This window comes from Prevotella herbatica (genome assembly GCF_017347605.1).
GTDB lineage: Bacteria > Bacteroidota > Bacteroidia > Bacteroidales > Bacteroidaceae > Prevotella > Prevotella herbatica.
Map to the genome: position 1 here is coordinate 1,133,732 of NZ_AP024484.1, position 16,559 is coordinate 1,150,290.

Annotated in this window: 31 protein-coding genes; all 31 read right to left on the bottom strand. The window is 40.0% G+C overall.

The window, feature by feature from the left end; translation table 11 throughout:
- Positions 1–616 precede the first annotated feature (616 nt).
- On the bottom strand, positions 617–1,402 hold the full coding sequence (locus tag prwr041_RS04170; RefSeq protein ID WP_207155115.1) for a glycine zipper domain-containing protein: 786 nt from the start codon (positions 1,400–1,402) through the stop codon (positions 617–619).
- Between the two features lie 155 nt (positions 1,403–1,557).
- Positions 1,558–2,040: a 50S ribosomal protein L17 gene (rplQ, locus tag prwr041_RS04175; RefSeq protein ID WP_207155116.1), complete on the bottom strand. Its 483-nt coding sequence runs from the start codon at positions 2,038–2,040 to the stop codon at positions 1,558–1,560.
- Between the two features lie 33 nt (positions 2,041–2,073).
- Positions 2,074–3,066: a DNA-directed RNA polymerase subunit alpha gene (locus tag prwr041_RS04180; RefSeq protein ID WP_207155117.1), complete on the bottom strand. Its 993-nt coding sequence runs from the start codon at positions 3,064–3,066 to the stop codon at positions 2,074–2,076.
- Between the two features lie 12 nt (positions 3,067–3,078).
- On the bottom strand, positions 3,079–3,684 hold the full coding sequence (gene rpsD, locus prwr041_RS04185) for a 30S ribosomal protein S4 (protein WP_207155118.1): 606 nt from the start codon (positions 3,682–3,684) through the stop codon (positions 3,079–3,081).
- Between the two features lie 34 nt (positions 3,685–3,718).
- Positions 3,719–4,108 (bottom strand): 30S ribosomal protein S11, encoded by a 390-nt coding sequence (rpsK, locus tag prwr041_RS04190; protein WP_207155119.1) that lies wholly within the window; start codon positions 4,106–4,108, stop codon positions 3,719–3,721.
- Positions 4,109–4,126: 18 nt separating this feature from the next.
- Positions 4,127–4,507, bottom strand: coding sequence for a 30S ribosomal protein S13 (gene rpsM / locus prwr041_RS04195; protein ID WP_207155120.1), 381 nt, complete (start codon positions 4,505–4,507; stop codon positions 4,127–4,129).
- A gap of 107 nt (positions 4,508–4,614) precedes the next feature.
- Positions 4,615–4,731: a 50S ribosomal protein L36 gene (gene rpmJ, locus prwr041_RS04200; RefSeq protein ID WP_004335771.1), complete on the bottom strand. Its 117-nt coding sequence runs from the start codon at positions 4,729–4,731 to the stop codon at positions 4,615–4,617.
- 18 nt (positions 4,732–4,749) lie between these two features.
- Complete coding sequence (gene infA / locus prwr041_RS04205; protein ID WP_018462939.1) at positions 4,750–4,968, bottom strand: translation initiation factor IF-1; 219 nt, start codon at positions 4,966–4,968, stop codon at positions 4,750–4,752.
- 13 nt (positions 4,969–4,981) lie between these two features.
- Positions 4,982–5,767: a type I methionyl aminopeptidase gene (gene map, locus prwr041_RS04210; RefSeq protein ID WP_207155121.1), complete on the bottom strand. Its 786-nt coding sequence runs from the start codon at positions 5,765–5,767 to the stop codon at positions 4,982–4,984.
- A 14-nt stretch (positions 5,768–5,781) separates the two neighbouring features.
- Positions 5,782–7,122, bottom strand: a complete 1,341-nt coding sequence (secY, locus tag prwr041_RS04215; RefSeq protein WP_207155122.1) for a preprotein translocase subunit SecY — start codon at positions 7,120–7,122, stop codon at positions 5,782–5,784.
- Positions 7,123–7,126: 4 nt separating this feature from the next.
- On the bottom strand, positions 7,127–7,573 hold the full coding sequence (gene rplO / locus prwr041_RS04220) for a 50S ribosomal protein L15 (RefSeq protein ID WP_018462936.1): 447 nt from the start codon (positions 7,571–7,573) through the stop codon (positions 7,127–7,129).
- A 25-nt stretch (positions 7,574–7,598) separates the two neighbouring features.
- Positions 7,599–7,775 carry a 50S ribosomal protein L30 gene (gene rpmD, locus prwr041_RS04225; protein WP_018462935.1) on the bottom strand — a complete coding sequence of 59 codons (177 nt, stop codon included), beginning with the start codon at positions 7,773–7,775 and terminating at the stop codon, positions 7,599–7,601.
- A gap of 15 nt (positions 7,776–7,790) precedes the next feature.
- Positions 7,791–8,303, bottom strand: a complete 513-nt coding sequence (gene rpsE, locus prwr041_RS04230; RefSeq protein ID WP_207155123.1) for a 30S ribosomal protein S5 — start codon at positions 8,301–8,303, stop codon at positions 7,791–7,793.
- Between the two features lie 6 nt (positions 8,304–8,309).
- Entirely contained in the window at positions 8,310–8,654 is a 345-nt protein-coding gene (rplR, locus tag prwr041_RS04235) for a 50S ribosomal protein L18 (protein ID WP_207155124.1), read from the bottom strand.
- Positions 8,655–8,674: 20 nt separating this feature from the next.
- Positions 8,675–9,247, bottom strand: coding sequence for a 50S ribosomal protein L6 (rplF, locus tag prwr041_RS04240; RefSeq protein ID WP_207155125.1), 573 nt, complete (start codon positions 9,245–9,247; stop codon positions 8,675–8,677).
- A gap of 14 nt (positions 9,248–9,261) precedes the next feature.
- Positions 9,262–9,657 carry a 30S ribosomal protein S8 gene (gene rpsH, locus prwr041_RS04245; protein ID WP_018462931.1) on the bottom strand — a complete coding sequence of 132 codons (396 nt, stop codon included), beginning with the start codon at positions 9,655–9,657 and terminating at the stop codon, positions 9,262–9,264.
- 133 nt (positions 9,658–9,790) lie between these two features.
- Positions 9,791–10,093 (bottom strand): 30S ribosomal protein S14, encoded by a 303-nt coding sequence (rpsN, locus tag prwr041_RS04250; protein ID WP_207155126.1) that lies wholly within the window; start codon positions 10,091–10,093, stop codon positions 9,791–9,793.
- 5 nt (positions 10,094–10,098) lie between these two features.
- Entirely contained in the window at positions 10,099–10,653 is a 555-nt protein-coding gene (rplE, locus tag prwr041_RS04255; RefSeq protein WP_207155127.1) for a 50S ribosomal protein L5, read from the bottom strand.
- A complete protein-coding gene (gene rplX, locus prwr041_RS04260; protein ID WP_207155128.1) occupies positions 10,653–10,970 on the bottom strand; it encodes a 50S ribosomal protein L24 in 318 nt (105 codons plus the stop codon). The genes rplE and rplX overlap by 1 nt, the downstream gene beginning before the upstream one ends.
- Positions 10,971–10,992: 22 nt before the next feature.
- The gene (gene rplN / locus prwr041_RS04265; protein ID WP_018462927.1) at positions 10,993–11,358 is read right to left on the bottom strand and encodes a 50S ribosomal protein L14; all 366 of its coding nucleotides are present in this window, start codon (positions 11,356–11,358) and stop codon (positions 10,993–10,995) included.
- Between the two features lie 2 nt (positions 11,359–11,360).
- On the bottom strand, positions 11,361–11,627 hold the full coding sequence (gene rpsQ / locus prwr041_RS04270; RefSeq protein ID WP_007134552.1) for a 30S ribosomal protein S17: 267 nt from the start codon (positions 11,625–11,627) through the stop codon (positions 11,361–11,363).
- Between the two features lie 2 nt (positions 11,628–11,629).
- The gene (gene rpmC, locus prwr041_RS04275) at positions 11,630–11,824 is read right to left on the bottom strand and encodes a 50S ribosomal protein L29 (RefSeq protein WP_207155129.1); all 195 of its coding nucleotides are present in this window, start codon (positions 11,822–11,824) and stop codon (positions 11,630–11,632) included.
- Between the two features lie 3 nt (positions 11,825–11,827).
- Positions 11,828–12,256, bottom strand: coding sequence for a 50S ribosomal protein L16 (gene rplP, locus prwr041_RS04280; RefSeq protein WP_004371782.1), 429 nt, complete (start codon positions 12,254–12,256; stop codon positions 11,828–11,830).
- Between the two features lie 14 nt (positions 12,257–12,270).
- Positions 12,271–13,002: a 30S ribosomal protein S3 gene (gene rpsC, locus prwr041_RS04285; RefSeq protein WP_207155130.1), complete on the bottom strand. Its 732-nt coding sequence runs from the start codon at positions 13,000–13,002 to the stop codon at positions 12,271–12,273.
- 1 nt (position 13,003) lies between these two features.
- Positions 13,004–13,414 carry a 50S ribosomal protein L22 gene (gene rplV, locus prwr041_RS04290; protein ID WP_207155131.1) on the bottom strand — a complete coding sequence of 137 codons (411 nt, stop codon included), beginning with the start codon at positions 13,412–13,414 and terminating at the stop codon, positions 13,004–13,006.
- A 35-nt stretch (positions 13,415–13,449) separates the two neighbouring features.
- Positions 13,450–13,719 (bottom strand): 30S ribosomal protein S19, encoded by a 270-nt coding sequence (gene rpsS / locus prwr041_RS04295; RefSeq protein ID WP_018462921.1) that lies wholly within the window; start codon positions 13,717–13,719, stop codon positions 13,450–13,452.
- A 10-nt stretch (positions 13,720–13,729) separates the two neighbouring features.
- Positions 13,730–14,557 carry a 50S ribosomal protein L2 gene (gene rplB / locus prwr041_RS04300; RefSeq protein ID WP_207155132.1) on the bottom strand — a complete coding sequence of 276 codons (828 nt, stop codon included), beginning with the start codon at positions 14,555–14,557 and terminating at the stop codon, positions 13,730–13,732.
- Positions 14,558–14,564: 7 nt separating this feature from the next.
- Entirely contained in the window at positions 14,565–14,858 is a 294-nt protein-coding gene (rplW, locus tag prwr041_RS04305) for a 50S ribosomal protein L23 (RefSeq protein WP_018462919.1), read from the bottom strand.
- Between the two features lie 17 nt (positions 14,859–14,875).
- Positions 14,876–15,505 carry a 50S ribosomal protein L4 gene (gene rplD / locus prwr041_RS04310; RefSeq protein WP_207155133.1) on the bottom strand — a complete coding sequence of 210 codons (630 nt, stop codon included), beginning with the start codon at positions 15,503–15,505 and terminating at the stop codon, positions 14,876–14,878.
- A complete protein-coding gene (gene rplC, locus prwr041_RS04315; RefSeq protein WP_207155134.1) occupies positions 15,505–16,119 on the bottom strand; it encodes a 50S ribosomal protein L3 in 615 nt (204 codons plus the stop codon). Before rplC ends, rplD begins: the two co-directional genes overlap by 1 nt.
- Positions 16,120–16,160: 41 nt before the next feature.
- Entirely contained in the window at positions 16,161–16,466 is a 306-nt protein-coding gene (rpsJ, locus tag prwr041_RS04320; RefSeq protein WP_018462916.1) for a 30S ribosomal protein S10, read from the bottom strand.
- Positions 16,467–16,559: the final 93 nt, after the last annotated feature.

Below are 16,559 nucleotides of genomic sequence, written 5' to 3' on the forward strand. Positions count from 1 at the left end.
GTCCTTTATCATTTTCCTCATCACGAGTGTAAACTTTAAGGATCTGCTCTTGTAGCGCCTTGTTAGTTTTCATGATCATTCAATTTAATTAATCAATGCGATATTACATCTTACCGCAAATATAATAATAATTATAGTTGCTGTCAAGAGCTATAATAATAATAAGCTATTTTTTTAGCATTAATTGTATCATTTTCAACATTACATCATTAATTATAAATATTGTATGCAATGATTAACTACTTTTTAAATTCTATCAGATTCATCCTAGACTTTAAGCTATATGTTCGTCATATAAAGTTAAACAGGCCTTCATTTGTGAATATATACGCATCCTAAATTAAACAAAAAAACTAGATTAAAATTTTACTTTACGAGCATAATAAATAAAATAATCAACTAAAGAATGCAAATAATGAAAGCAGTTACTATATACTTAATGGAATATATAATTATTTACACTTATCTATTTTTTACGAACTAGTAATACTTTCAAAACTTAATCACTTAGAAATAACAATCGATATAATAAGTATGCACTACCTCAACTAACAATATTATAATTAATAAACCATATTCTAATATAAGTAGAGACGTATTTAAAATAGAATTAAGATCATCTTATTGTCGGTATTTGAAACTCAGTGGGAAAAGTTTGTTGCTTTCCACTTACGAACACAGATAAATTAAGATTGATAACACCTCGTGATAAACGATGATCAGCTAAAACAAGAGCCGTGTAACGAATACCTGTTCCTGGAAGTATCTTTTCTATGTGTATACTAGGAGATATTTTGATATGATTATTTCCTGTCGTTTCAATAACTTTTGGCTGAACATCAACGAGAGTTTCAGAACTATGATTCATCACTTCAAAAATTATCTTACTAAGTTCACCCCTTTGTATTTTTCCATCCATATTATCGTCTATAAAACGAGCATTACGTATTTCAATAACAGGCTGATATGTTATTCCAGGACTTGGGGTTGAGGTTTCTTTGCTAACAGGAAGCCTAGTACTATTATTTGTAGTATAATCTGAGCTATTAAAATCATAAATCCTGTCATCACCAGAATTACTCTCATCAACAATGTTGTCTTGATATTGCGGTTGCACACTATATGTTTGCTCCAGCGCAACGGGCGCCCCAACATCACGGCAACGTGCATTATCAACTCGCTGATCAGCAGCATTACCAACAACAGCACCAACGACTGCTCCACCAGCCATACCAACAATAGTTCCTATATCTGAACCTCGTGGTCCATTAGCGATACCTCCTATGGCACTTCCAAGTATTGAACCTAGATTAGAACCGATAAAAGCACCATCTCCAGTATAAGTCCCGCAGCTACCAAGTATCAAAGCTATGGCAGCAAACATAATCATTGTCTTTCTCATAATATTGCTTTGATAATAATATGGCGAAGATACGATAAAATAGACTTATAAAAAAGGATTTTTACCTAAATCTATATGGGGAAATCCCTAAAAATAAAAAAAGCGCAATGTAAAAACATTGCGCTTCTCTCGTATGTGAAGTATAATCGTTTAAATTACTCTGCTTTTGGAGCTTCCTCTGTCTCAGCAACAGGAGTCTCAACAGGAGCTTCAGCCTTTGTTGGCTTACGGCTACGGCGAGTCTTCTTAACTGCTGCCTTTGGTGTCTTTGCCATGTTCTCATCGAAATCTACGAGCTCAATGAAAGCAATGTCAGCAGCATCACCCTGACGTGTTCCCAATTTAATTACGCGGGTATAACCACCAGGACGATTAGCCACCTTAGCTGCAACCTCTCCGAAGAGTTCTTTAATAGCGAACTTATTCTGAAGATAACGGAAAACCACACGACGTGAGTTTGTTGTATCTTCTTTTGAGCGTGTGATTAACGGCTCAACATACTTCTTCAAGGCCTTTGCCTTTGCAAGTGTCGTAGTGATTCTTTTGTGCATTATCAAAGATATAGCCATATTTGCTAACATGGCATCACGATGAGATGCAGTACGACCTAGGTGGTTGAATTTTTTATTATGTCTCATTTTTGTTTTTTCTATTAGAGGACAGGTGATTGATTAATCCTTGTCCAGTTTATACTTTGAAATGTCGGTTCCAAATGACAGATTCAGACTTTCCAGCAAATCATCAAGCTCAGAAAGCGATTTCTTACCAAAGTTACGGAACTTAAGAAGGTCAGTTTTATTGAACTGAACCAAGTCACCAAGAGTCTCCACATCAGCAGCTTTCAAACAGTTAAGTGCACGAACACTAAGGTTCATGTCGACCAACTTAGTCTTTAGCAACTGGCGCATGTGTAGAATTTCCTCATCAAACTCCTGATTGCCTTCCTGATCTGGAGATTCCAATGTAATCTTTTCATCAGAGAATAACATGAAGTGATAAATAAGTATCTTGGCAGCTTCCTTAAGAGCATCCTTCGGCTGAATAGAACCGTCCGTAGTAACTTCAATAACCAATTTGTCATAGTCGGTCTTTTGCTCGACACGATATGGCTCAACTGAATATTTTACGTTGCGGATAGGGGTGTAAATAGAATCGATTGGAATAACGTTGACATCAGTGCAGAACTCACGATTTTCATCAGCAGGAATATAACCCCTACCTTTGTTAATAGTAAGATCAATCTGCATCATGGCTTTGGCATCCAAATGACAAATCACCAAATCAGGGTTTAACACTTCAAATCCAGTCAAATACTTACCAATATCACCTGCCTTGAATTCCGTAGAATTCTCAACAGTGATACTAACTTTCTCATTCTCGAATTCTTCTACTACTTGCTTGAATCTTACTTGCTTCAAATTCAAGATAATGTTGGTCACATCTTCCTTTACACCAGGTACTGAAGAAAACTCATGCTCAACACCCGAAATACGGATTGTGTTGATGGCATAACCCTCCAGAGATGAAAGGAGAATGCGGCGCAAAGCGTTACCTACGGTAACACCAAAGCCAGGCTCAAGAGGACGAAATTCGAACTTGCCGAACTTGTCATTAGCCTCCAACATTACAACTTTATCAGGTTTTTGAAATGCTAATATCGCCATTAATTCAATGATTTATTTAGAGTACAACTCAACGATTAATTGTTCCTTTATATTCTCAGGGATGTCTGCACGCTCTGGCTTATGCAAGAACTTTCCACTCTTGGTATTCTCGTCCCACTCCATCCAAGGATACTTGCTATGATTGAAACCAGCTAGAGCAGCTTCAACAACTTCAAGAGACTTAGATTTTTCACGGAGAGCAACGATCATTCCTGGCTTTACTGAGAAAGATGGAATATTCACTACAGTTCCATCTACAGTGATATGCTTGTGACCAACCAACTGACGGGCTGCTGCACGTGTAGGAGCAATACCAAGACGGAAGACAACATTATCAAGACGGCACTCAAGGCTCTGAAGAAGAACCTCACCAGTGATACCGTCAGACTTTGCAGCCTTAGTAAACATATTACGGAACTGACGCTCTAGTACACCATAAGTGTACTTAGCTTTCTGCTTCTCTGCCAACATGACACCGTACTCAGATACTTTTCTGCGACGGTTGTTGCCATGCTGTCCAGGAGGGAAGTTTCTCTTGGACAAAACTTTGTCTGCGCCGAATATTGGTTCACCAAATCGACGTGCAATTTTAGATTTCGGACCTATATATCTTGCCATAATATAAAAATATGTGCGTTAATTTTTAAAAATATTATACCTTACGACGCTTTGGAGGACGGCAACCATTATGTGGTAATGGTGTAACGTCTACAATCTCTGTAACCTGTATTCCTGATGCGTTTACCGCACGGATAGCAGACTCGCGACCGTTACCGGGACCTTTAACGTATGCCTTAACCTTACGAAGACCAAGTTCAAACGCTACCTTAGCACAATCCTCACCTGCCATCTGTGCAGCATAAGGAGTATTCTTCTTAGAACCACGGAAACCCATCTTACCAGCTGAAGACCATGAAATGATCTGACCTTCACTGTTAGCAAGAGATACTATAATATTATTAAAAGAACTATGAACATGAAGCTGACCTATTGCGTCAACCTTTACGTTTCTTTTTTTAGATGTTGCTTTTGTCTTTGCCATAATTAATTTCCTTTAAAATTACTTAGTAGCCTTCTTTTTATTAGCAACAGTCTTCTTCTTACCCTTGCGAGTACGAGCGTTGTTCTTAGTACTCTGACCACGAACAGGAAGACCATTACGATGTCTAACTCCACGATAGCAACCAATATCCATCAGTCGCTTGATATTCATTTGGATTTCTGAACGAAGTTCACCTTCTACTTTGAACCCAGCGCCGATAATTTCACGGATTTTGGCTGCCTGATCGTCAGTCCATTCGCTGACCTTCAGGTCGCGGCTAACGCCGGCCTTATCCAATATCTTTGCTGAACTACTTCGACCTACACCATAGATATAAGTCAATGCGATTTCGCCACGCTTATTCTGGGGCAAATCTACTCCAACAATTCTTATTGCCATTTTAAATTGAATAAAAAAATTTAATAATTTGAATTTAATTCTCGCTAAAGAACGTGCAAAGTTAGAAATAAAATTTCATTTAAATCAACTTTTACGATACTTTAACATTAACCCTGACGCAATTTAAACTTAGGGTTTTTCTTGTTGATAACGAACAGACGACCTTTACGACGAACGATCTTACAGTCTGCTGTACGCTTCTTTAATGATGCTCTTGTTTTCATATCTTTATGTATGATGAATTATTTGTATCTGAAAACGATTCTGCCTTTTGTCAAATCATAAGGACTCATCTCTACCTTCACCTTATCACCAGGAAGGATTTTAATGTAATGCATACGCATTTTACCAGAGATGTGAGCTATAATCTGAACTCCATTTTCAAGTTCTACACGAAACATTGCATTAGAAAGATTCTCCACAATTGTTCCATCCTGCTCTATAGCGGATTGTTTTGCCATATAATTATTCTACTTAATGATTCTCAATTTCTTCAAACGTTGATAAAATCTCAGCCTTACCTTTACGTATTGCTATAGTATGCTCAAAATGAGCTGCTGGTTTACGATCCCTAGTTATTATACTCCATTTATCAGGAAGCATCCATATCTTGCGATCGCCCATAGTAATCATCGGTTCAATAGCTATGCACATCCCTGCCTTTAGCATTACTCCATTTCCCTTTGAACCGTAGTTCGGGACCTGGGGTGCTTCATGCATTTCCTTACCAATGCCATGACCGGTTAATTCTCGGACAACTCCATAACCGCATTCTTCACAATATTCCTGTACAGCCGCACCTATATCACCAACGTGCTTACCTGCCACAGCCTGTTCTATCCCTAGATACAAAGATTTTTTAGTAACTTCCAGAAGTTTACTTACTTCAGATGAGATTTCGCCAACAGCAAACGTATAGCAAGAATCTCCATTGTATCCGTCTAAAAGCGTGCCACAATCTATTGATATAATGTCTCCGTCTTTTAGAACGACCTTATCGCTTGGTATACCATGAACAACAATGTCGTTAACAGAAGTACAGATTGAAGCTGGATAAGGCTCTCCAAATGGATTGGGAAAGTTCTTAAAGGTAGGTGTTGCACCATGATCCCTTATAAACTCATCCGCAATCTTATCCAATTGGAGAGTCGTGACACCAGGCTTAATATTTCTACCCAATTCTGCCAAAGTAGCACCGACAAGTCGGTTTGCTCGACGCATTAGGTCTATTTCATCTTCAGTCTTCAGAAATATTTTCATTTCCAAGAACCTGATTAATATGCTGAAACGCCACCGTTGTTACGTGTGTGTCCGGAATTCAGAAGTCCGTCATAGTGACGCATCATCAAATGACTCTCTATTTGTTGGAGCGTATCAATAACAACACCAACAAGAATCAGAAGGGATGTACCACCAAAGAACTGTGAAAAAGCCTGCTGAACATCAAGAAGACCAGCAAGAGCAGGCATAACAGCGATAAACGCAATAAACAAAGAACCAGGCAAAGTTATACGAGACATTATGGTGTCAATATACTCAGCCGTATCCTTTCCTGGTTTTATACCAGGGATAAATCCATTATTACGTTTCATGTCCTCAGCCATCTGAGTTGGATTCAATGTAATTGCAGTATAAAAATACGTGAACGCTATAATCAATATAACATAAACGGCATTATACAGTGGACTGTGATTATCCATCAATGAACGAACAACCCATGAGGCATTCTCACTCTGATATTTAACTATAGCCAAAGGAATGAACATCAAAGCCTGAGCAAAGATGATAGGCATCACATTAGCAGCAAATAGCTTCAATGGAATGTACTGACGAGCACCACCATACTGCTTGTTTCCAACAAGACGTTTGGCATACTGTACAGGTATCTTGCGAGTTCCCTGCACCAAAAGAATTGATGCACAAACTACTGCATAGAGAATAAGAATCTCAGCAATAAACATCACAAGTCCACCACCAGATATGGCAGTAAATCGTGAGCTTACCTCCTGGACGAATGCTTGAGGCAAACGTGCCATTATACCGATCATAATGATCAATGAGATTCCATTTCCGACACCCTTATCAGTAATGCGCTCACCAAGCCAAAGGATGAACATACTACCTGCTGCCAAGATGATAGTTGCGGGAATAATAAAGATAGTCCAAGAGATGCCGCTAGCCAATGCTTGACTAGCTTGCACCTTTAGGTTCATTAAGTATGCAGGTGCCTGAAAAACCAATATAGCTATTGTGAGCAGACGAGTATACCAATTTATCTTTTTATGACCGCTCTCACCTTCGCGCTGCATCTTTTGGAAATAAGGCACAGCGACAGCAAGGAGCTGCATAACGATAGAAGCTGAGATGTAGGGCATAATTCCAAGTGCGAAGATTGACGCATTAGAAAATGCACCACCAGAGAACATGTCCAACAGCGACATTAGACCGCCCGCAGTTTGCGACTGAAGAGTTGCTAACTTAGCCGGGTTGATACCTGGAAGTACAACGAACGACCCGAAACGATATATTGCCGTGAAGAGAATGGTTATAAGGAGACGCTGACGCAAATCCTCAACCTTCCAACAGTTCTTTAGTGTCTCAAAAAACTTTTTCATTTACTTAGATTATAGTTGCGTTACCACCTACTGCCTTAATAGCTTCTTCGGCAGTCTTAGAGAATGCATTTGCTTCAACTTCTAGTTTAGCTTTCAACTCACCATTACCAAGTACCTTTACAAGGTGCTTGCCGTTAGTAAGACCTGCTTCTTTAAGTTCCGCAATGCCAATCTTTGTGAGGTTCTTTTCCTCTGCGATTTTCTGTAGAACAGAAAGGTTTACTGCGAAATATTCTTTATGGTTGATATTCTTGAAACCAGCCTTAGGAATACGGCGCTGAAGAGGCATCTGACCACCTTCAAAACCAATCTTTCTCTTATAACCAGAACGAGATTTAGCACCCTTATTACCACGTGTAGAGGTACCACCCAGTCCAGAACCCGTACCACGACCAATACGACGACGTGTATGTGTAGAGCCCTCAGCTGGTGTTAAATTATTTAATTTCATAATCGACTCGATATTAAAAGATTAATTATTCAACTACGTTAACCAGGTGATGAACCTTGCGGATCATACCACGGATACTAGGAACGTCCTCAACTTCAACAACCTGAGAGATCTTATGAAGACCCAGGGCAAGAAGTGTGCGCTTCTGATCAACTGGATAACCGATTTTACTCTTTATCTGCTTGATTTTTATTGTTGCCATTGTTTACTTCTCCTATTAACCGTTAAATACTTTATCCATACTAATGCCACGATTGCCTGCTATTGTATAAGCATCACGCATCTGTGACAAAGCGGCGATTGTTGCCTTCACTAGGTTGTGAGGGTTAGATGAACCTTTAGACTTTGCGATAACATCAGTAACACCAACACTCTCAAGAACAGCACGCATGGCACCACCAGCCTTTAGACCAGTACCAGCGGCAGCTGGCTTCAAAAGAACCTGAGCGCCACCAAACGAAACCTCTATTTCATGAGGAACAGTACCCTTGAGTACAGGAACCTTCACAAGATTTTTCTTAGCTGCCTCTACACCCTTAGCTATAGCAGCAGTAACTTCACCAGCCTTACCTAAGCCCCAGCCGATAACTCCCTTACCATCACCTACAACGACGATAGCAGAGAATGTGAATGTACGACCACCTTTTGTAACCTTAGTTACACGGTTGATAGCAACCAAACGATCTTTCAGTTCTGAGTCACTATTTACTTTTACTTTATTCATTGCCATAATCGTTTAGAATTTTAATCCTCCCTCTCTAGCAGCGTCAGCAAGAGCTTGAACGCGGCCATGATAGAGATAGCCATTACGGTCGAAAACTACAGACTCAACACCAGCGGCCTTTGCTTTTTCAGCAACAATCTCACCAACTTTCTTAGCTTGGTCAACCTTAGCCAATTTTTCTAGACCAAGAGATGAAGCTGCAACAAGTGTCTTACCTGTCAAATCATTAATTACCTGAGCGTATATCTGCTTGTTAGAGCGGAAAACACTAAGACGTGGACGCTCAGCTGTTCCGTTTACACTCTTACGAATGCGGAACTTTATCTTAATTCGTCTTTCTACTTTCTTTGTTGTCATAATCGTAAAATCAATTAAAATTACTTAGCTGCAGCTGTCTTACCAGACTTTCTGCGAATAACCTCACCCTGGAACAGGATACCCTTTCCCTTGTAAGGTTCAGGCATACGGAAAGAACGAATTTTTGCACAAATAAGACCCAACAATTGCTTGTCAGTAGACTCAAGTGTAAGAATTGGATTCTGGTTTCTTTCAGACTTAGTCTCAACCTTAACCTCACTAGGAAGTTCCATAAAGATAGGGTGTGTATAACCAAGTGAAAATTCAATGACATTACCCTGATTTGACACACGGTAACCTACACCTACAAGTTCCAAAACTTTCTTATAACCTTCACTTACACCAATAACCATATTGTTAACCAATGAGCGGTAGAGACCATGAAAAGCCTGCTTCTGCTTAACGTTAACTGGACTATTCTCATCAACTGAGAATGTAATAGTACCTTCATTGTTATCTACAATAATTGAAGGGTCTATCTTCTGTGTAAGTTCTCCCTTAGGACCTTTAACTGTAATAACGTCGGTTTTCTTATCAAAACTAACAGTAACACCTGCAGGGATACTAATTGGCAATTTACCTATTCTTGACATATAAAATCCTCCAATTAATAAATATAACAAAGGACCTCACCACCGATCTTAAGATCAGCAGCTTCCTTGTTAGTCATTACACCTTTAGATGTAGATAATATTGCAATACCTAATCCGTTAATTACTCTCGGCATGTCTTTATAACCGGTATACTGACGCAAACCTGGTGTAGACACGCGCTTCAAACTCTTGATTGCGCTCTGCTTTGTTGAAGGGTCGTATTTTAAAGCGACCTTGATTGAACCTTGAGGACCTTCCTCGATGAACTTGTAGTTCAAGATGTAACCTTTTTCAAAAAGGATCTTTGTAATCTCTTTTTTCAAGTTAGATGCAGGAACCTCAACAACACGATGATGAGCCATAATTGCATTTCTGAGCCTTGTCAGATAATCTGCTATTGGATCTGTCATAAAATATAAATGTTTAATTAATCGGGATATCCCGACAATATTAAAAAAAATTCAGATGAATCATGAAAAAGTGCTAGTGAAAAGGCCTATGCCAAAGCATTAATCCTTATCACTAATCACAAGAACATTATCATTACCAACTAGCCTTCTTAACTCCAGGAATTAAACCAGAAGACGCCATTTCACGAAACTGAATACGAGAAAGACCGAACTGGCGGATATATCCTTTAGGACGACCTGTAATCTTGCAACGGTTGTGAAGACGAATTGGATTTGAATTCTTAGGGAGTCCCTGTAACTTACGAGCTGCCTCATAAGCTTCTCCAGGATCCTCAGAAGTAGCGATAATCTTTTTAAGAGCTGCACGCTTTTCAGCGAAACGAGCAACTAGCTTTGCACGCTTAACTTCGCGAGCTTTCATTGATTCTTTTGCCATATTCCTTAATCGTTTTTAACGTTCTTGAATGGAAGACCGAAAGCCTTAAGAAGAGCATAACCTTCTTCATCAGTATTAGCTGATGTTACAAAAGTAATGTTCATACCCTGGATACGGTCAATCTCATCGATATTTATCTCAGGAAAGATAATCTGCTCTGTGATACCTAAAGTGTAGTTACCACGACCATCAAACTTGCTTTCAATACCCTTGAAGTCACGGATACGTGGAAGAGAAACGCGTATGAGCTTCTCTAGGAATTCATACATGCGTTGACCACGAAGAGTAACCATGACACCGATAGGCATTTTCTTACGGAGTTTGAAGTTAGCGATATCCTTCTTAGAATATGTAGCTACAGCCTTCTGACCTGTAATAGCAGTGATCTCATTAACCGCTACATCGACAATTTTCTTGTCCTGTGTAGCGTCACCAAGACCTTGATTGATAACAATCTTCTTCAAAACAGGGATCTGCATTGTTGAAGAATAGTTAAACTGCTTTTGAAGTTCAGGAGCGATAGACTCCTTGTATACGTTCTTTAACTGTGCTGTATCCATTACTTGATTTCCTCCCCTGACTTTTTAGCGATGCGAATCACATTCTTGCCATCATGCTTGATAGCAACACGAGTAGCTTTGCCACTCTTTGGATCGATCAGACTGAGATTTGAAATATTAATTGAAGCCTCTTGCTTAATAATACCTCCTTGAGGATTCTTAGCAGAAGGCTTAGTGCTCTTAGACACGAGGTTTACCCCCTCAACAATAGCACGGTTCTTTTCAACCAACACCTTGAGCACCTTACCAGTCTTGCCCTTGTCACCACCGGCAAGAACAACTACTGTGTCGTCTTTCTTTATATGTAACTTACTCATTACTTACTTGTTTTATGATTAATTAAAGAACCTCAGGTGCCAAAGATACAACTTTCATGTTTACTGCACGAAGTTCGCGAGCTACAGGACCGAAGATACGGCTACCGCGGAGCTCACCTGCATTATTGAGCAATACACATGCGTTATCATCGAAACGGATATAAGAACCATCAGCACGACGAATTTCCTTCTTTGTGCGTACGATCAAAGCCTTTGATACTGCACCTTTTTTCAAATCGCTAGAAGGTATGACGTTTTGTACAGCAACTACTATAACGTCACCAACACTAGCATAACGACGACCGGTACCACCGAGAACACGGATGCATTTAGCCTCACGTGCGCCGCTGTTATCACATACTGTAAGTTTTGATTCTGCCTGTATCATAATTACTTAGCTTTTTCTACAATTTGTACTAATCTCCATCTCTTTGTCTTAGATAGAGGACGAGTTTCCATAATCTGCACTGTATCACCTACATTTGCTTCATTTTTCTCGTCATGAGCATGGTACTTTTTTGTCTTCTGGACAAATTTACCATAAATAGGGTGCTTCTCTTTGAACTTAGAGGCAATAACAATGGTTTTATCCATTTTGTTGCTGACAACAACACCCTGTCTTACTTTTCTTAAATTTCTTGTTTCCATCTGGACCATTATTATTTATTAAGTTCTCTCTGACGAAGTTCTGTTTCTATACGTGCGATGTCGCGACGAGCAACCTTAATCTGTGATGGATTCTCAAGAGGAGCTATTGAATGGTTCAACTTCATTTGATTGAGTTTTGCCTTTGATGTCTCCAACTTTTCTGCCAATCCCTTGACATCAAGTTCTTTTAATTCTTTAATCTTCATAGTTTAAGCGTTTTTATCGAAATCACGTCTAACAACAAACTTTGTCTTGACAGGAAGCTTCTGAGCAGCAAGGCGAAGCGCCTCTTTAGCAATATCAAAAGAAACTCCCTCTACTTCAAAGAGGATACGTCCCGGTGTTACTGGTGCAACCCATCCAGCAGGATCTCCCTTACCTTTACCCATACGGACATCAGCAGGTTTACGAGTGATTGGTTTATCAGGGAAGATTCTTATCCAAACCTGTCCCTGACGATTCATATAGCGGTTTACAGCTACACGAGCTGCCTCTATCTGACGACTATTAATCCACTTTGGCTCAAGAGTCTTGATACCAAACGAACCAAAAGCCAATTGTGTACCTCTGTGCGCGTTACCTTTATTACCGCGACCATCTTGAGGTCTTCTATATTTTACTCTTTTTGGCTGTAACATGATAGCTTCTACTTTTAACGGTTATTGTTTCTCTTACGATTACCGCCACGACCATTACGGCCACCATTAGAACGGCCACCATTTTGCTTCTCCTGAGTAAAGTTAGGTGTTAAGTCACGCTTGCCATAAATTTCTCCACGGCAAATCCAAACCTTAATACCCAGAAGACCAACCTTAGTGAGGGCTTCTGCCTGACAGTAATCGATGTCTGCGCGGAAAGTATGCAATGGGGTACGACCCTCCTTGAACATTTCCTTACGAGCCATTTCAGCTCCGTTCAGACGACCTGTAATTTGAACCTTTATACCTTCTGCTCCTGCACGCATTGTATTTTGAACAGCCATTTTAATTGCACGACGGTAAGAGATTTTACCTTCAACCTGACGTGCTATGCTATTACCAACAATGTTTGCATCTAGCTCTGGTCTCTTAACTTCAAAGATGTTAATTTGGATATCCTTATTATAGAGTTTCTTCAACTCTTCCTTAAGTTTATCAACATCCTGACCACCTTTACCAATGACGATACCCGGACGGGCTGTACAAATAGTGATGGTGACGAGTTTCAGTGTACGCTCAATGACAATGCGAGAAACGCTAGCCTTAGCTAGGCGCTCATTAAGATACTTACGGATTTTACGATCCTCAACGAGGTTATCTCCGAAGTTCTTGCCACCAAACCAATTTGAATCCCAACCACGGATAATACCAAGTCGGTTGCTTATTGGATTAACTTTCTGTCCCATTCTATTTATTATTTTCGTCGTTAGTTTTGGCTTCTACAAACAAGGTGACGTGATTAGAACGCTTACGGATTCTAAAACCACGACCCTGTGGTGCAGGTCTCATACGTTTCATAGTAACACCTCCGTCAACGAAGACCTTACTAATATATAGTTCACCATCTTCAGCCTTACGGTCATTTTTATTCTCCCAGTTAGCAATTGCTGAGCGCAGCAGCTTCTCAACGTCTGCAGCAGCCTGCTTCTTAGAGAACTTAAGTACTCCGAGAGCGCGGTTAACTTCCATACCACGAATCATGTCTACTACGTAGCGCATTTTACGTGGAGAAGAAGGAACGCCTTTGAGCTTAGCGAAGTACAAATTTTTGCGAGCTTCCTTTAATTTTTCAGCTGCGATATGTTTTCTTGCTCCCATTATTTATTCTAATTTGTTAAATGGTTTAAACCCGCTTACTTCCTATTATTACCAGAGTGTCCGCCGAAACGACGTGTAGGAGCAAACTCACCGAGCTTGTGACCTACCATGTTCTCAGTAATGTAAACAGGGATAAATTTGTTTCCGTTATGAACTGCAACAGTGTGTCCCACAAAATCAGGGGAAATCATTGATGCTCTAGCCCATGTTTTAACAACACTCGCCTTACCGCTCTCGTTCATAGCGAGAACTTTCTTTTCAAGTGATACGTTTATGTATGGACCTTTTTTTAATGAACGACTCATAATTTACTCTTTATTTTTTGTTAGCTCTTTCGATAATATACTTGCTAGAAAGCTTCTTAGGTGCACGAGTCTTAAGACCCTTTGCGTAAAGACCCTTACGAGAACGTGGATGACCACCGCTCTGACGACCTTCACCACCACCCATAGGGTGATCAACAGGGTTCATAACAACACCACGGTTATGTGGGCGACGACCTAACCAACGAGAGCGACCAGCCTTACCAGACTGTTCCAATGCGTGGTCAGAATTACCAACACTACCAATAGTAGCTTTACAAGCACTCAAAATCTGGCGTGTTTCACCAGAAGGGAGCTTAATAACACAATAACTGCCCTCACGAGAAGTCAACTGAGCAAAATTACCAGCCGAACGAACTAGCAATGCACCCTGTCCTGGACGTAATTCAATATTATGAATTACTGTACCGACAGGAATGTTAGCAAGAGGAAGAGCATTACCAATCTCTGGAGCAGCATCTGCACCAGACATCAGAGTAGTACCTACCTGCAGTCCATTAGGAGCAATAATGTAACGTTTTTCACCATCTGCATAATAAAGAAGAGCAATACGAGCTGATCTATTTGGATCATACTCTATTGTCTTAACTACAGCTGGAACACCATCTTTCTCACGTTTAAAGTCTACAAGACGAAACTTCTGCTTATGGCCACCACCAACATAGCGAACGGTCATCTTACCAGTGTTGTTTCGACCACCAGTAGAACGTTTGCCGTAAACGAGAGACTTCTCTGGCACGGATGCAGTAATATCCTCGAACGTGCCAATAACTTTGTGTCTTTGTCCCGGTGTAACCGGGTTTAATTTACGTACTGCCATTTTTTATTTAAATATTGCTGTAAAAATCAATTGTATCGCCATCCTTTACAGTGACGATTGCTTTTTTGAACGCATTCTTCTGACCCTTAACGAGTCCTGCCTTTGTAAAGCGGCTAGAACGCTTTCCGGCGTAACGAAGAGTGTTCACATCTACTACTGTAACATTATACAGACCCTCGACCTCTTTCTTAATTTGGAGTTTATTAGCCTCAGGGCGAACGATGAAGCCATAACGGCTAGCGTTCTTCTCCGTGATATTGGTCTGCTTTTCAGTAACCAATGGTTTTATAATAAATGCCATATTCTAATTCTCCTTTTTTACTTTGTTAAGATACCGTCAATAGCCTTTAGAGAGCTTTCTGTTATAACCAAGACATCAGCATTCAAAACTTTATACGAATTGAGCGTTGAAGCAGTCATTACATTAGCACGCTTCAAGTTACGAGCAGACAAATATACGTTTTTATTAACTTCTGGCAAAACAACAAGTGCCTTCTTGTCTTCAACTTTAAGATTTTTAGCAAAATTTACAAAATCTTTAGTTTTCGGAGCCTCAAAGTTGAAGTCTTCGACAACAACAATAGCACTTTCCTGAGCCTTATATGAGAGCGCAGACTTACGAGCAAGAACTTTTACTTTCTTGTTCAATTTAAAGTCATAATTACGTGGCTTAGGGCCGAAAACACGACCACCACCAACTAAAATTGGTGAGTTAATATCACCACGACGAGCACCACCGCCACCTTTCTGGCGACCAAGTTTGCGAGTAGAACCACTTATTTCACTTCTTTCCTTAGATTTTGCAGTACCCTGACGCTGTTGTGCAAGATATTGTTTTACATCAAGATAAAGAACGTGATCGTTAGGTTCAATTCCGAAGATAGCCTCATTAAGAGTTACCTTTCTTCCGGTCTCCTGACCATTTATATTTAAAACGCTAACTTCCATTACTTATTGATTAAAACGGTTGAACCATTACATCCAGCAACAGAACCCTTTACAAGAAGAAGGTTATGCTCTGGAATTATCTTTAACACCTGGAGATTCTGAGTAGTAACACGGTCACCACCCATTTGACCACCCATGCGCATGCCCTTAAACACCTTTGCAGGATAAGAACAAGCACCAATAGATCCCGGTTTACGAGCGCGGTCATCCTGACCGTGAGTACTTTGGCCTACACCAGCAAAACCGTGGCGCTTAACAACACCCTGGAAACCTTTACCTTTAGAGGTTCCAACGATGTCTACAAACTTAGCATCAGCGAAAAGTTCAACAGTAATAGTATCGCCGAGGTTATGTTCCTCGTCAAACTTGAACTCGGCCAAGTGCTTCTTTGGTGTTGTGTCAGCTTTCTTAAAGGTTCCCATCATTGGCTTAGAAGTACGACTCTCCTTAGCTTCTCCGTAACCTAATTGAACAGCTTTGTAACCATCTTTTTCTTCAGATTTGATTTGGGTTACAACACAAGGACCAGCTTCGATAACAGTGCACGGTACATTCTTACCGTCGGCGCTGAAAACGGATGTCATTCCGATTTTTTTTCCAATTAATCCTGGCATTTCAATAAAAATTTAAAAGATTAATACTAAACTTAATAAAATTAGACCTTAATTTCAACTTCTACACCTGATGGCAAGTCTAGTTTCATCAAGGCATCAACAGTTTTTGCTGTAGAACTATAGATATCAATAAGACGCTTGAAATCTGAGAGCTGGAATTGCTCACGAGCTTTCTTATTAACGAAAGTACTACGGTTTACTGTGTAGATACGCTTGTGGGTTGGCAATGGAATAGGACCGCTAACAATAGCGCCCGTAGCCTTTACAGCCTTCACAATCTTTTCAGCTGACTTATCAACCAACATGTGATCATAAGACTTCAGCTTAATTCTAATTTTCTGACTCATTGTTTAATTTAATTATAAATGTATAAATAAAGAAGTAAGGGAATCATCGCTTAAGAGTCATTCGCTAAGCAACTCTCCCCTGACTTTAATATT